This window comes from Dietzia sp. KRD202, from assembly GCF_017168155.1.
Taxonomy (GTDB): domain Bacteria; phylum Actinomycetota; class Actinomycetes; order Mycobacteriales; family Mycobacteriaceae; genus Dietzia; species Dietzia kunjamensis.
This window is the reverse complement of record NZ_JABFAN010000019.1, coordinates 192548-207651: the sequence shown is the minus strand read 5'-3', so window position 1 is coordinate 207651 and position 15104 is coordinate 192548. Positions and strand designations below refer to the sequence as shown.

The window sequence follows — 15104 nt, the reverse complement described above, 5'->3', positions numbered from 1 at the left end:
ACATCACACGCTACTCGGTGGCGGTCGCCCAGGAGGGCTGTCTGCGTTCCAGGAACGCGGTCATCCCCTCGGCGACCTCGGGGGTGGTGAACAGGCGGGCGGTGACTCCCGCCAGCTCCTCTCCACGCGCGTCGAGTTCGGTGAGCACGGGTGCCGCGAGCAGCGCCTTGTTCTCCCTGAGTCCCTGGGGTGAGCAGGGCCGGAACGCGGCCACGAGCTCGTCGACCGCGCCCTGGACGTCCTCGACCGCCTCGGAGAGCAGCCCGATCCGCAGCGCGTGCGCGGAGTCGAACTTCTCCCCCGTCAGCAGGGCTCGCGCGAGGTCCCTCGAACCCACGCGCGCGGCCAGCGGCACGGAGATCATCGCCGCCGCCAGCCCGAGGCGCACCTCGGTCAGCGCGAAGGACGAGGCCGGGCCGGCGATCGCGAAATCGCACGCCGACACCAGGCCCATTCCGCCCGCGCGCACGTGGCCGTCGACCGCGGCGATCACCGGCTTGGGATGGGAGAGGATCGCTCGCAGCAGGCCCAGGAAGATCCGGGTCCGCTCGGCGGCCTGTTCCTCGGGGCTCCCCTGGCTGGCGGAGGCCTCCGACAGATCCGCCCCGGCGCAGAACGTGCCGCCGGCGTGTCCGAGGACGACGACGCGGGCGGCGTCGTCCCCGGCGGCCCGGTCGAGCGCCGCATGGAGCTGCTCGACCAGGGCGGTCGAGATGGCGTTGCGGTTGTGCTGCGAGTCCAGGGTGACGTGGGCTGCGCCTCCACGGACCTCGCAGTGCACCAGGGTCTGGTCGCCAGCCGTCTGATCACTCACCGCGGCCACCTCAGTAGCTCTTCGGCAGCCCGAGCGAGTGCTGGGCCACGTAGTTGAGGATCATCTCCCGGCTGACCGGGGCGATGCGGGGCAGACGCGACGCGGCGAGCATGCCGGCCAGTCCGTACTCGACCGACAGCCCGTTGCCACCGAGGGTCTGGATGGCCTGGTCCACGGTGCGGGCCGAGACCTCACCGGAGGCGTACTTCGCCATGTTGGCGGCCTCGCCGGCGAGGTCGTCTCGGCCGGCGTCCACCAGGGCCGCGGCCTTGCGCATCATCAGGCGCGCCAGCTCGAGTTCGATTTTGCACTGCGCCAGCGGGTGCGACACGCCCTGGTGCGCGCCGATGGGGGTCTTCCACACGGTGCGCTCGTTGGCGTACTTGGTGGCCCGGTCCATGGCGAAGCGGGCGGTGCCCACGGCCATGCCCGAGGCCATGATGCGCTCGGGGTTGAGGCCGGCGAACAGCATGAGCAGCGCGGTGTCGCCGTCGCCGATGAGTGCCTCGGCGGGCAGCCGGACGTCGTCGAAGTACAGCTGGAACTGCCGCTCGGGGGTCCGCACCTCGGTGGGGATGTGTGTCTTGGCGAGGCCCGGGGCGTCGGTGGGGACCATGAACAGGGCCGGCTGGAGCTTGCCGCTGGTGGCGCCCTCGAGGCGGGCGACGACGAGGATGGCGTCGGCCTGGTCGACACCGGAGATGTACGTCTTCTGCCCACTGAGCAGGAAGTCGGAGCCGTCGCGGCGGGCCGTGGTGGTGATGGCGTGCGAGTTGGACCCGGCGTCGGGCTCGGTGATCGCGAAGGAGGTGATGGTCTCACCGGAGGCGATGCCCGGCAGCCAGCGCTTCTTCTGCTCCTCGGTGCCGAAGCGCGAGATGATCGTGCCGTTGATGGCCGGCGAGACGACCATCATGAGCAGGCCGGCGCCCGCGGCGGAGAGCTCCTCCTCCACGATGGCGAGCTCGGTCATCCCGGCTCCACCGCCGCCGTACTCCTCGGGCAGGTTCACGCCGAGCAGGCCGAGCTTGCCGGCTTCGGTCCACAGCTCGTCGGTGGTCTCCCCGGCGTCGGACTTCTCCCGCATGTACTCGATGCCGTAGCGCGAGCCCAGCTCGAAGGCCACCTGGCGGAGCTGCATCTGCTCCTCCGTGTCGATGACGGGGTTGGGGATCTGTGAGATGTCGGTCATCGTGGTCACTCCTGGACGCTGGTGGTGTCGGTGCTGTCGGTGTCGGTGTCGGGATCGGAGACGACGGCGAGGATCGTCCCCGACTCGACCTGTGTGCCGACCTCCACGGGGAGCTCGGTGACGATGCCGTCGACGGCGGCCGAGATGGTGTGTTCCATCTTCATGGCCTCCATCCACAGCAGCGGCTGGCCGGCGGTGACGGTGTCACCGACGGAGACCGCGACGCGGATGACCGCACCGGGCATGGGCGCGAGCAGCGATCCGGCGGCGACCTCCGCGGCGGGGTCCGTGTAGCGGGGCGGCTCGATGAGCGAGACGGAGCCGAGCGGCGAGTCGACCTCGACCACGGTGTCCGCGCCCGGGGTCTCGTAGCGGGCCACGGTGAAGACGCGGCGCACTCCCCTGACCTCGAGCACGGCGGAGTCGGGGCCCACCTCCTCGACGGTGACGACGTCGGCCAGGTCGCCGTCGGGGCGGGCGCCGGAGCGCTCGCGGATGTAGGCCACCTCGAGCTCGTCCTCGCCGTGACGGAACGTCCGCTTCTGCAGTGTGCGTCCGACGTTGCGGAACCCGGCCTGGGCCAGTGCCACCGGTCCGGCGAGGTGGTCGGCGGTGCCGGAGACCACTGCCGCGGCCAGCGCCGAGATGGCGACGGTCTCGTCGTCCGCGAGCGGCGCGGCGAGCGACTCGGCACCGTGGTCGTCGAGGAACGCCGTCGACAGGTTCCCGGCGATGAACTCCGGGTGCCGCAGCACGCGGACGAGCTGGGCCCGGTTGGTGGTCAGCCCGTGGACCCGTGCCCGGGCCAGGGCGCCGGCGAGGGAGGCACACGCCTCCGCTCGGGTACGGCCGTACGAGATGACCTTGGCGAGCATCGGGTCGTAGTGCACGCCGATGAGCGCGCCGTCGGGACCCGGCTCGACACCGCTGTCCACCCGGATGCCCGGGCGGTGGGGCCCTTCGAAGCTCGAGGAGACCCCGGGGACGTCGAGCGCCCAGAGGGTTCCCGACCCCGGCGTGTAGTCGTTCGCCGGGTCCTCGGCGTACAGGCGGGCCTCCAGCGACCAACCGTGGGCGGCCGGCGGCTCGGCGGACGCCAGCGGCAGTCCGGCGGCCACGTCGAGTTGCAGAGCGACCAGGTCGAGACCGGTGGTGGCCTCGGTGACCGGGTGCTCCACCTGGAGGCGGGTGTTCATCTCGAGGAAGAAGAACTCGCCGTCGTCGGTGGCGAGGAACTCGACCGTTCCGGCGCCGGTGTACCCGATCGCGGAGGCGGCGTCGCGGGCCGCCTCGTAGAGCGCCTCCCGCATCCCCGGGGTCCGCTCGACGAGGGGACTGGGGGCCTCCTCGATGACCTTCTGGTGGCGGCGCTGGATGGAGCACTCGCGCTCCCCCACCGCCCAGACGGTGCCGTGCGAGTCGGCCATGATCTGGACCTCGATGTGGCGGCCACGCTCGAGGAAGCGCTCGCAGAAGACGGCGTCGTCGCCGAAGGCGGACTGTGCCTCGCGCTGCGCATTGGCGATCTCGTCGTGCAGCGAGTCGAGGGTGCGGACGATCCGCATGCCGCGTCCGCCGCCACCGGCGGAGGCCTTGACCAGCACCGGGAGCATGTCCTCGGTGACGTCGGCGGGCTCGAGATCGCTGAGCATCGGCACGCCGGCCTCGCCCATCATCTTCTTCGCCTCGATCTTGGAGCCCATGGCCTCGATGGCGGCGACCGGCGGGCCGACCCAGGTCAGGCCGGCATCGATCACGTCGCGGGCGAACCCGGCGTTCTCGGACAGGAAGCCGTATCCCGGGTGGATCGCGTCGGCGCCGGCCGCCTTGGCCGCGGCGATGACGAGGTCACCGCGCAGGTAGGTCTCGGCCGGCGTGTTGCCGGGGAGGCGGACGGAGGCGTCGGCCTCGCGGGTGTGGGGCGCATCGGCATCGGCGTCGGAGAAGACGGCGACCGTGGTCATGCCGAGTGCGCGGGCGGTGCGGTGGACGCGTCGGGCGATCTCGCCGCGGTTGGCCACCAGGACTGAAGTGATTGGAGACGGGGTTGATGAATTCTGCATGGTTTCGTTCCTCACATCCGGAAGACGCCGAAGCGGTCGGTTCCGGCGACTTCTCCGGAGTGGATCGCGGACAGGCTGAGGCCCAGCACCGTCCGGGTGTCGCGGGGGTCGATGACGCCGTCGTCGTAGAGCATCCCGGACAGGAACGCCGGCAGAGACTCCTTCTCGATCTGGTCGGCGATCGCGGTCTTGAGACCGTCGATGGTCTCCTGGTCCATCTCCTGACCACGGGCGGCGGACGCGGCCGCGGCGACGGAGGTGACCACGTCGGCGAGCTGCTGCCCGCCCATGACCGCGGACTTGGCGCTGGGCCAGGTGTAGAGGAACCGCGGGTCGAACGCGCGGCCGCACATGCCGTAGTGGCCGGCGCCGTACGAGGCGGCCGTGATGAGTGACAGGTGCGGCACCTCGGAGTTGGAGACCGCGTTGATCATCATCGCGCCGTGCTTGATGATGCCGCCTCGCTCGTACTCGGAGCCGACCATGTACCCGGTGGTGTTGTGCATGAACAGCAGCGGGGTGTCGTAGCGGTTGGCCAGCTCGATGAACTGGGTGGCCTTCTGGGCCTCCTCGCTGAACAGGACGCCGCGGGCGTTGGCGATGATGCCCACGGGGTAGCCGTGGATCTCCGCCCAGCCGGTCACGAGGCTCGCGCCGTACATCGGCTTGAACTCGTCGAAGTCACTGCCGTCCACGACCCGGGCGATGATCTCACGCGGGTCGAACGGGATCTTGAGGTCCTCGGGCACGATCCCGAGCAGGTCCTCGCCGCTGTAGAGCGGCTCGATGACCTCCGCGCGCGGGGTGCGTCCCTGCTTGGACCAGTTGAGCCGGCGAACGATGCCCCGCGTGATGCGGGCGGCGTCGGCCTCGTCGTGGGCGAAGTGGTCCGCGAGACCGGAGACGCGGGCGTGCATCTCTGCGCCACCGAGGGTCTCCTCGTCGGCGATCTCACCGGTCGCGGCTTTGACCAGCGGCGGGCCGGCGAGGAAGACCTTGGAGCGCTCCTCGATCATCACGACGTGGTCGCTCATGCCCGGCACGTACGCGCCGCCGGCGGTGGAGTTGCCGTAGACCACGGCGATGGTGGGGATGCCGGCCTTGGACAGTCGTGTGAGGTCGCGGAAGAGGGCGCCACCGGGGACGAACACCTCTTTCTGCGTGGGCAGGTCGGCGCCGCCGGACTCTACGAGGCTGATGACCGGGAGTCGGTTCTTCTGCGCGACGTCGTTGAGGCGCAGGATCTTGCGCAGCGTCCAGGGGTTGGACGTGCCGCCCTTGACCGTGGGGTCGTTGGCGATGAGGAGGCACTCCACGCCCTCGACCACGCCGATCCCGGCCACCACGGAGGCGCCGGTCTGGAAGTCGGACCCCCACGCGGCGAGTGCGCACAGCTCGAGGAACGGGGACTCCCGGTCGAGGATCATGTCGATCCGCTCGCGGGCGGTGAACTTGCCGCGCTCGCGGTGGCGGGCGACCTTGCGCTCGCCGCCGCCGGCCAGCGCCGGCTCGAGGTCCGTGGCGAGCTGGTCGAGCTTGCCCGCCATGGCCTGCCTCGCGGCGTCGAACTCGGCGCTGGTGGTGTCCAGTGTGGAACGGAGGATTGTCATGCCGTGTACCCCAAACGTCGTCCAGCGAGGGTGGTCAGGATTTCGGTCGTGCCGCCACCGATGCCCAGGAGTCGGACATCGCGGTACTGGCGGCTGACCTCGGACTCGGACATGAAGCCGAGCCCTCCGAAGAGCTGCACCGCCTGGCCCGCGACCCATTCGGCGCACTCGACGGCGGTGTTCTTGGCGAAGCAGACCTCGGCGATGGCGTCGTGTCCCGACACCGCCAGGTTCACGCAGTGGTGCGTGTAGGTGCGGGCGAGGTCGATGCGACGGGCCATCTCGGTGACCGTGTTCTGCACGGCCTGCCGGGACAGCAGCGGGCGCCCGAAGGTCTCCCGCTCGCGGACCCAGTCCAGCGTGAGGTCGAGGCAGCGCTGTGCCTGGGAGTACCCCTGGGCGGCCAGCGCGGCGCGCTCGCCGACGAAGCCGATCGCGATCTGCGCGAAGCCGTCGTTCTCCGCGCCGACGAGGTTCTCCACCGGCACCCGACAGTCGGTGAACGTCAGTTCGGCGGTGTCGGAGGCGCGCCAGCCGAGCTTGTCGAGCGGCGCCGAGATATGGAATCCCGGGGTGTCGGTGGGGATGACCAGCAGGCTCACACCCGCGGCGCCCTTGAGCTCGTCGCCCCCGGTGCGGACCGCGGTGACGACGAAGTCGGCGCGCGTCGCGGAGGTGATGTAGGTCTTGGCACCGTTGACGACGTAGTGGTCACCGTCCCGTCGGGCCGTGGTGGTGAGGTGACCGACGTCCGATCCGCCACCGGGCTCGGTGATGGCCAGGGAGCCGATCATCTCGCCGGCGAGGGTCGGCTTGACCCAGCGCTCGACCTGCTCCGGGGTACCGGACTGGGCCAGGTGCGGGGTCGCGATGCCACAGGTGAACAGTGACGCGAACACGCCGCCGGACACACCGGCCTCGTGCAGCGCCTCGCACACGATCATCGAATCGATCGCGTCGCCGCCACCGCCGCCGACCCCCTCGGGGAACGGGACCCCGAGCAGGCCCAGCTCGCCGGCCTTGCGGTGCAACTCCCGCGGGATCGAGCCCGCGGCCTCCCACTCGTCGAGGTGGGGCAGGATCTCCCGCTCGGCGAAGCGGGTCGTGGTCTCGCGCAGCGCGAGGCGCTCGTCGGAGTACCAGGGGTCACCGGGTACGTGCGGTGGGATGGTCACTCGTTCTCCTTCGCGTGGGCCGAGGCGGCGGTCACGGGGGCGTTGATGTGGTCGGGGATGTCGACGACACGGGAGCGGAGCCACTCGGCCAGGCCCTTGGCCTGCGGATCCCAGCGGTAGCCGTGGGCCACGCCCTTGCCGAGCAGCCCGTCGATGACGAAGTTGACCGCGCCCAGCTTGGGCAGCTCGTAGCGCTCGATCGGCAGGTCGGCGGCCTCGGGCAGGAGGCGGCGCACCTCGTCGACGGTGAGGGTGTCGCGCATCCAGGCGTAGGCCTCGGCGTCGCCGGCCCACAGCCCGATGTTGGCCGTGCCGCCCTTGTCGCCGGAGCGGGCCCCGAGGACGTCGCCCAGCGGGCGCCGGGTGGTCGGACCCGTCACCGGGCCGGCCGAACCGAGCGGGTTGCCCTCGGCATCCAGGCCGTCGGAGGCGTGGCCGTCGCCCATCTCCTCCATCACGGCGGGCGGGTCGATGTCGACCCGGGTCCCGTCGGGTAGGACCGCGATGTGCGGCACCTCGTTCTGGTCGAGGTAGGCGGGGATGTACACGCCGTACGGTCCCCCGCGTCCGGGAGGGGCGCTCGGGGTGGCGCCCGGGTAGCTGGACAGGGTCATGGCTACCGCGGCGTCGGAGAACGCACGCCCGACGACATCTTTGTCGGGGTCCCACGCGACGATGGTCATCATCGCGGTCGCGGCGGCCTGGGTGTCGGCGTCGGGGTGGTCGGTGCGCTGCAGCCGGAAGTCCAGCTGCGCGGGCTCGCGCTCGAGCCCGGCGCGGAACTGTCGCTCGACCAGGGCCGCCTTGTCCTCGATGTCCAGGCCCGTGAGCAGGAACGTGATCTCGTTGCGGAAGCCACCGAGGCAGGTGACGGACACCTTGGTGGTGAGCGGGGCCGTCTCGCCCACGACTCCGGAGATGCGGACGCGGTCGGGGCCCTCCTGCTCCACCACGGCGGTGTCGAGGCGGGTGACGACGTCGGGGCCGCCGTAGCGTGCGCCGGTGACCTCGTACAGCAGCTGCGACGTCACGGTGCCGACGGTGACGGCGCCTCCGGTCCCCGCGTGCTTGGTGATGACGGAGGTGCCGTCGGCGGCGATCTCCGCGATCGGGAAGCCGGGCTTCACCGGATCGGCGATCTCGCCTCGGTTGAAGAAGGCGTAGTTCCCGCCGGTGGCCTGCGTGCCGCACTCGATGACGTGGCCCGCGGCGGTGGCGCCGGCGAGCGCGTCGAGTTCGTCTCGCCCCCAGCCGAAGTGGCTGATGGCCGGCCCGACGATCACGGACGCGTCCGTGACGCGGCCGGTGACCACGATGTCGGCCCCCGCGTCGAGACAGCGCGCGATGCCGAAGGCGCCCAGGTAGGCGTTGGCCGTGACCGGGAACCCGGCGTCGGAGGGGACGTCGAGCTCACCGATCCGGGCGATGAGGTCGTCGCCCTCGACGTGGGCGATCTTCGCCGACAGCCCTTGACGGGCAGCGAGCTCGCGGATGGCGTCGGCCAGGGCGGCCGGGTTGACGCCGCCCGCGTTGGCCACGATCTTGACGTTCTTCTCCAGGGCCAGTGCGAGGCAGTCCTCGAGCTGGCGCAGGAAGGTCTTGGCGTAGCCGAGCTCGGCGCTCTTCATCCGATCGCGACCGAGGATGAGCATGGTGAGCTCGGCCAGGTAGTCGCCGGTGAGGACGTCGAGTTCGCCGCCCTCGAGCATCTCGCGCATCGCGGAGATGCGGTCGCCGTAGAACCCGGACATGTTGCCGACGCGGAGCGGGGCGCGGGTGGACGACGCTGAGGTGGACGAGGTCATGCTCGTGCTCCCTTCTCACGGCCGCCGCCGGGGAGTCCGGCGAAGGCCTGGGCGATGCGGAGCCAGCCCAGCGCGTCCTCGCCGTCCGCCTCGAGAGCGGTGTCGTCGAGGTGCACACGCTGGGTGACCAGCAGACAGAAGTCGAGGATCGGGCCCGTGACGCGCTGCTCGGCGTCGGCGGGCCCGAACTCCAGGACGGTGCCATCGGCCTGCGTGAGGGCGACGTGGACCTCGGAGGTGGGGGCCTCGAGCCCGTTCATCATGTAGGCGAAGTCGCGGGTCTTCCAGCCCAGGCGGGCGACGTGCGGGAGAGCGCCGAGGAAGGCCGGGTCGGTGTCGACGGCCACTCCGAGCGCGTCCGCGACGTCCACGCCGTGTGCCCAGGTCTCCATGATGCGGGCGGTGGTCATGGACTTGGACCGCATGGGCGGGCCGAACCACGGGATCTTCTCCCCCGGGTCCGCGGCCTTGAGGGCGTCGGCGAGCTCCCCCCGGGCGAGGCGCCAGCGCGCGAGGACCTCGTCGCGGCCGGTGGCGGCGATCTCGGCCGCGCCGGCGTCGACGAAGCCGGTGGGGTCGGTCATGGCCTTGTCCACCACGGCCTGGAAGGCCTCCGCGTCGCGGATGGCGGTGACGGAGACCTCGTCGGTCCAGGCCAGGTGGGCGATCTGCATGGCGACGTCCCAGCCCTCGGCCGGGGTGTCGGTGTTCCAGCGATCGGCCCCGGCGGTCTCGACGAGCTCGTCCACCCGGGCGCTGAGTGCGGCGAGGGCCGCGTGCGGATCCTCCGTCTCGGAGGGCTGGGGGTTGGTCATGGCGAGAACGATCCCACCTCCCCCGGAATAAAGCAAGCGCGCTTGCTTGCTTTTGAGCACACGCTTTGGGAGTCTGGGAATCGTGATCCCCGTCACTACCGACGCGGGACGCCCCCCGCCCCCTTTGACGCGGCTGGGCACATCGTTATGAGCACCGGCGACACACTGACATACGACAAGCTCGCGCTGTGCACGGGAGCCCGCCCTCGTCAGCTCCGCGTTCCTGGGGCCGATCTCGCCGGGGTCCATTACCTTCGGACCGCCGCAGACGTCGAGTTGATCCGCACGTCCGCCGCCCCCGGGCGGCGGGTGGTGATCGTCGGGGGCGGCTACATCGGACTTGAGACGGCCGCCTCGCTACGGGCACTGGACCTGGACGTCACCGTGCTCGAGGCGACCACTCGCGTCCTCGAGCGGGTCACTGCTCCCGACGTCTCGACGTTCTTCGAGCGGATCCACCGAGAGGAGGGCATCGATATCCGGACGTGCGCCAAAGTCGCAGCATTAGTCGGAGACGACTGCGTCCGCGAGGTCCTCCTGTCCACTGGCGAGTCGATCCCGGCTGATCTGGTCATCGTGGGCATCGGTGTTGAACCGAGAACAGAACTCGCCGACGCTGCGGGTCTCGTGGTCGACAACGGCATCGTGATCGACGACCATGCCCGGACCGAGGACCCCGACATCGTGGCCGCCGGAGATTGCACAAGCCATGACATCGCCCGTTACGGCTGCCGTATACGCATGGAGTCCGTGTCGAGTGCGGGGGAGCAGGCCAAGGTCGCCGCCTCGACCGTCTGCGGAAAATCTAGGAAGATCGAGGCGCTTCCCTGGTTCTGGTCAGATCAATACGATCTCAAGCTGCAGATCGCCGGTCTCAACACCGGTTACGACGAAGTCGTCCTCAGCGGTGACCCCACCCGGGACCGCGACTTCAGCTGCTTCTACCTCCGTGGTGGCGAGCTCCTTGCTGCAGACTGCATCAACCGCCCCCGCGATTTCATGTTCAGCAAGCGAGCCATCACCCAGCAGCTTCCCGTCGATAGGGCCGAGCTGATGCTCGGCGGACTTGCCCGCAGTTGATCGATCGTGGGTGTTGGATACGACGAGCAGCGACCGTGTTTCGGAAAGGAACATCAATTGACGACCGTGATTCGCCACCCTCGTCGAGCGGGGTGGGACCCGGAGTGTGAAGCGATTCGGCACCACATGCTGCGCACCTACACCTGCCCAGCGTTGAGACCGTCGTAGAGACACTGAGGTGAGACACCCGGTCAGTGTGGATTGAGGCTGGGGCCTCGTCGCGCCGGCGGCGGATCCGCAGGGCCCGTGGTCCGACCGGGCGAAGCGCCGGTCCTTTACCGCGGACTTCACACGTCGGATCGTTGCTGAATATGATGCGGCCCCCGCCGGCGCGAAGGGCGCCGTCCTGCGCCGGGGGCGTCTCTATGATTCGCACGTCAAGGAATAGCGGGCCGCGATCGCCGCCGGCACCCTGGGCGGGGTGAAGAAGGCTGGCCGCAGCCCGCGCAGTCCCGAGCAGGCCCGCATCGCCGAGCTGGAACGCAAGCTCGGCAAGGCTGAGGCCGAGTCGGCGCGTAAGGACGAGGTCCTCGCCGAGATCCAGTCCCACCCTGCGCACGTCCTCGATCCGCTGTTCGATCATGTGACCGAGCGCGGCGGTGATGAGGTCCTCCCGGGTCGGGAAGTGGTGCTGTGCGGCGCCCCGGGAGACGCCGGCGGCGGCGGCCACCGCACCCACGGTGGTCGCCGCCCAGCCCTGTGTCGCCAGGAGATCGATGGAGGCACCGAGCAGTCGTTCCCGCGTGAGGCGGCTACGGTCCTGCTTGGGGGTCCGTTGCTCGGGCTCCGTCATACATCCTCCTGTTACCAGTCCTGCTCGTCGTAGATGATCACACCGCGGATGTTCTTGCCGTCGCGCATGTCCTGGTACCCCTGGTTGATCTCCTCGAGCCGGTACGTCTTGGTGACGAGCTCGTCCAGTTTGAGGTTCCCGGCGCGGTACTGGTGCAGCAGGTGCGGGATCTGCTTGCGCGGGCCGGTGCCACCGAAGATGGCGCCCTGCAGTGTCTTCTGCTGCATCGCCAGGTCCATGATTGACACCTGGGCGTCGACGGCCATCATGTCCCCCAGGCCCACCACGACACACCGGCGGCCCTTGCCCGTGAGGAGCAGACCGGGGAGCAGGTCTTTGCCCTCGACCACGCCCATCGTGAGGATGACCAGATCGGCCATCCGACCCCAGCTGATCTCTCCGACCAGTGCCATCGCCTCGTCCATGGAGCTGCAGGTGTGGGTGGCCCCGAACTCCTTGGCCTTCTCGCGCTTGAACTCGACCGGGTCGACGGCGACGATAGCGCGCGCACCCGCCGCCGCTGCACCCTGGACCGAGTTGATGCCGATCCCACCGACTCCCACGACCACCACGATGTCGCCCTCCTTGGCGCCGCCGATCTCCGTGGCCGAGCCCCAACCGGTGCACACCCCGCAGCCGAGAAGTGCGGCTTTGTCCAGCGGGATGTCCTTCTCGATCTTGATGACGGACGACTGGTGCACGGTGACGTGCGGGGCGAACGTCCCCAGGAGGCACATGGTGGCCACGTCCTCACCGTCGGCGGTGTGCACCCTGAAGCCGCCGTCGCTGATCGCACGCCCGGTGAGCAGTCCCGCGCCGTTGTCGCAGAGGTTCTGCAGGCCCTCTGAACACGGCGGGCAGGTACCGCAGGCGGGGATGAACGCCAGGACGACGTGGTCTCCCTCCTCTAGGCCGATCACACCCTCGCCGACCTTGGTGACGACCCCGGCACCCTCGTGACCGCCCATGATCGGGTAGGACTCGAACTGCAGGTCGCCGGTGAGCAGGTGCTCGTCCGAATGGCAGAGGCCCGATGCGGCCAACTTGACCTGGACCTCTCCCGCCTTGGGATCGTCGATGTCGACGTCGACGATCTCCCAGCCGTCCTGCTTGGGCTCACGGATGATGGCGGCCTTGGTACGCATGGCTTTACCTCTCGTTGCGGGTTTCTGTGATGTGTGTCGAGTCATATATCTGTGACAATCGCATACGCTACGCGTCGGGCGTCGCCCAGGAGGGCAATCGGCGTTCGAGAAATGCGCTCATCCCCTCGGCCACCTCGGGCGTCGTGAACAGCCGCGCGGTGACCCCGGCGAGGTCGTCTCCACGGGCGTCGAGCTCGGCAATCATCGGCGCGGCCAGCAGCGCCTTGTTCTCCGCCAGTCCCTGCGGCGAGCAGGGCCGGAAGGAGTCGACGAGCTCGTCGACGGCGGCGTCGAGGTCCTCCACCGCGTCCGAGAGCAGGCCGATCCGCCGGGCGTGCGCGGAGTCGAACTTCTCGCCGGTCAGCAGCACGCATGCGAGATCCCGTGAGTTCACGCGTGCCGCCAACGGTACGGAGATCATGACGGCCGCCAGGCCGAGGCGGACCTCGGTGAGCGCGAAGGTGGACGACGGTCCGGCGACGGCGAGGTCGCAGGCCGCCACCAGACCCATCCCACCGGCGCGGACGTGACCGTCGACGGCCGCGATCACCGGCTTGGGATGCGCGATGATCGCCCGGAGCAGGCCCAGGAACATCCGGGCCAGCGTCCACTACGGCACCGCCACCGACGTCCAGGCACGACGCCAAGCCGTCCTCGACGCCGCCTACCACGCCCACCCGCAACGGTTCAGCCGACGACCGCAACCGCCGAAACTTCCAGAGAAGGCCACCATCAACGACCCCGCCAGACGAGCCAAAACTGGTTACGTTCCAACACCCTGAAATGTCTCATTTGATTTGACTTACTCAGTAGCGTCCGACTAGCTTGTGGGCACCGTCAGGTTTGGACAAACTACGTGATCTGACTCACTCGCAGAGATGACAGCATCCCGGAAGGAATGTCCATGGACGAGGGAATCGGCAGCTGGGTCACGACGAGGGCATTCCTCTCCGGGGACCGGATCGCTCTCGTCGACGGTGAGCGGCGTCTGACCTACTCCGCCCTAGACAGCAGCACCAATCGACTGGCCCGGGCACTGAGCGCCCTCGGCGTCCGACGGGGCGATCGGGTGGCAGGGCTCCTGCTCAACAGCACCGCGTTCATAGAGACGATGCTGGCCACGGCCAAGCTGGGCGCGGTGTTCGTGCCCATGAACGTGCGTCTTGCGCCGGCCGAGATCACCTATCTCTTGGCGGACTCGGGCGCAGACGTGTTCGTGTATTCGGCGCCCCTGGCTCCGGGGGCACGCGCGGCTGTGGCCGGCGAGGGAGTACGCGTCCGATCCCGCCTGGTCGTCGGCGGCGAACCCGAGGACGGCGAGCTGCGCTATGAGCACGTGTTGGCCAACGGTGAGGCCCGTCCAGTCAGCGCCGACGTCGATCGGAGCAACGTGTCGTGCTTGATGTACACGTCCGGAACCACAGGGCGACCCAAGGGCGCGATGCTGACCCACGACAATCACCTGTGGAACGTCGTGAACAGCTTGTCCTTCGGGCGCGGCTTGCGTGAGACCGACGTCACGGTGACCGTGGCGCCGATGTTCCACATCGGGGGCCTCGGGATCCACACCCTGCCGCTGCTGTACGTCGGCGGGACCAACGTACTGCTTCCCTCGTTCGACCCGGCGCAGACCCTGAATGCGATGTCCCGAGAGAGGGCCACCGTGCAGTTCATGGTCCCGGCCATGTGGGCAGCGCTCATGTCGGAGCCTGGCTTCGACGACTTCGACCTGTCCTCGCTGGAGCTCGCCGTCTCCGGTGGAGCGCCCTGCCCTCTGCCGGTCATTGATTTCTATCAGGGTAAGGGGCTGCCCTTCCAGGAGGGTTTCGGAATGACCGAGACCGCTCCGATCGTGTCCGTCTTGGACGCCGATCACGTCAAGGAGAAGGCCGGATCCATCGGCCGCGCGGTGTTCCACGTTGAGGCGCGCATCGTTGATGACGCCGACAAGGACGCGCGCACCAACGAGGTCGGAGAGCTCGTCCTCCGGGGACCCAATGTGTTCGCGGGCTACTGGGGTCTCCCGGAAGCCACGGCCGAGGCCTTCCGCGGCGGCTGGTTCCACACCGGTGACCTGGGCCGCATAGACGCCGAGGGGTTCATCACGCTCGTCGACCGCAAAAAGGACATGATCATCACTGGCGGCGAGAACGTCTACCCGATCGAGGTCGAGCAAGTGCTCTACCGGCACCCGGCCGTTCGTGAAGTGGCCGTCGTCGGCGTCCCCGACGTCCGCTGGGGCGAGACCCCGGTGGCCACCGTGGCGCTCCAGGACGGCGCCGAGCCGACCGGCGAGGAACTCATCGCATACACCCGGGAGCGGCTTGCCCACTTCAAGTGCCCCACCAGGATCGAGTTCGTAGCCGAGCTGCCCCGCACAGCGACCGGCAAGGTGCTCAAGACGGTGCTACGGCAGCAGCACGGCGGCAACGAACACGCCGTGCGCCGCTGAAGCCCAGTTCAGACTGCTCCCGACGCCCGGCGCAGGTCACTATTCGAGTGAGAGGAACCGGACGGCGACCTCGGAGATCTTCCGCGCTGTCGCGGTTCGGTCCCACTTGGGGAGCGCAAGATGACTGACCGTCAGGCGCACCAGGGTGTCGGCCGCGTCG

Annotated in this window: 10 protein-coding genes and 3 pseudogenes; 2 read left to right on the top strand and 11 right to left on the bottom strand. The window is 69.4% G+C overall.

Annotation, left to right across the window (positions count from 1 at the left end):
- Positions 1–10: 10 nt before the first annotated feature.
- Genes J1M64_RS16585 through J1M64_RS16555 form a run of 7 tightly spaced genes read right to left on the bottom strand, consistent with a single transcriptional unit; the run spans position 11 to position 9474 of the window.
- Positions 11–814: an enoyl-CoA hydratase family protein gene (locus J1M64_RS16585; protein WP_374220865.1), complete on the bottom strand. Its 804-nt coding sequence runs from the start codon at positions 812–814 to the stop codon at positions 11–13.
- A 10-nt stretch (positions 815–824) separates the two neighbouring features.
- On the bottom strand, positions 825–2006 hold the full coding sequence (locus tag J1M64_RS16580) for an acyl-CoA dehydrogenase family protein (RefSeq protein WP_206474881.1): 1182 nt from the start codon (positions 2004–2006) through the stop codon (positions 825–827).
- Positions 2007–2011: 5 nt separating this feature from the next.
- Positions 2012–4069 carry a biotin carboxylase N-terminal domain-containing protein gene (locus tag J1M64_RS16575; RefSeq protein ID WP_206474880.1) on the bottom strand — a complete coding sequence of 686 codons (2058 nt, stop codon included), beginning with the start codon at positions 4067–4069 and terminating at the stop codon, positions 2012–2014.
- A gap of 11 nt (positions 4070–4080) precedes the next feature.
- Positions 4081–5679, bottom strand: a complete 1599-nt coding sequence (locus tag J1M64_RS16570) for an acyl-CoA carboxylase subunit beta (RefSeq protein ID WP_206474879.1) — start codon at positions 5677–5679, stop codon at positions 4081–4083.
- The gene (locus tag J1M64_RS16565; RefSeq protein ID WP_120284067.1) at positions 5676–6854 is read right to left on the bottom strand and encodes an acyl-CoA dehydrogenase family protein; all 1179 of its coding nucleotides are present in this window, start codon (positions 6852–6854) and stop codon (positions 5676–5678) included. The genes J1M64_RS16570 and J1M64_RS16565 overlap by 4 nt, the downstream gene beginning before the upstream one ends.
- On the bottom strand, positions 6851–8659 hold the full coding sequence (locus J1M64_RS16560) for an acyclic terpene utilization AtuA family protein (protein WP_206474878.1): 1809 nt from the start codon (positions 8657–8659) through the stop codon (positions 6851–6853). The genes J1M64_RS16565 and J1M64_RS16560 overlap by 4 nt, the downstream gene beginning before the upstream one ends.
- Positions 8656–9474: a TIGR03084 family metal-binding protein gene (locus J1M64_RS16555; protein WP_206474877.1), complete on the bottom strand. Its 819-nt coding sequence runs from the start codon at positions 9472–9474 to the stop codon at positions 8656–8658. Before J1M64_RS16555 ends, J1M64_RS16560 begins: the two co-directional genes overlap by 4 nt.
- A gap of 129 nt (positions 9475–9603) precedes the next feature.
- On the opposite strand from J1M64_RS16555, the pseudogene J1M64_RS16550 reads away from it, so the two are divergent.
- A pseudogene (locus J1M64_RS16550) lies at positions 9604–10554 on the top strand (NAD(P)/FAD-dependent oxidoreductase); the annotation flags it as partial.
- Positions 10555–11089: 535 nt separating this feature from the next.
- Here J1M64_RS16550 and J1M64_RS16545 read toward each other — a convergent pair.
- The 3 genes and pseudogenes from J1M64_RS16545 to J1M64_RS16535 form a co-directional block, all read right to left on the bottom strand.
- A pseudogene (locus tag J1M64_RS16545) lies at positions 11090–11347 on the bottom strand (TetR family transcriptional regulator); the annotation flags it as partial.
- Positions 11348–11358: 11 nt separating this feature from the next.
- Positions 11359–12492 carry an NDMA-dependent alcohol dehydrogenase gene (locus J1M64_RS16540; RefSeq protein ID WP_095719419.1) on the bottom strand — a complete coding sequence of 378 codons (1134 nt, stop codon included), beginning with the start codon at positions 12490–12492 and terminating at the stop codon, positions 11359–11361.
- Between the two features lie 67 nt (positions 12493–12559).
- Positions 12560–13087 (bottom strand): enoyl-CoA hydratase-related protein, encoded by a 528-nt coding sequence (locus tag J1M64_RS16535; protein WP_228549152.1) that lies wholly within the window; start codon positions 13085–13087, stop codon positions 12560–12562.
- Positions 13088–13396: 309 nt separating this feature from the next.
- Here J1M64_RS16535 and J1M64_RS16530 point away from each other — a divergent pair, with 309 nt between their 5' ends.
- Positions 13397–14944: a long-chain fatty acid--CoA ligase gene (locus J1M64_RS16530; RefSeq protein WP_119193391.1), complete on the top strand. Its 1548-nt coding sequence runs from the start codon at positions 13397–13399 to the stop codon at positions 14942–14944.
- A 39-nt stretch (positions 14945–14983) separates the two neighbouring features.
- On the opposite strand, the pseudogene J1M64_RS16525 reads toward J1M64_RS16530, so the two are convergent.
- Positions 14984–15104: pseudogene (locus J1M64_RS16525) on the bottom strand (TetR/AcrR family transcriptional regulator); the annotation flags it as partial.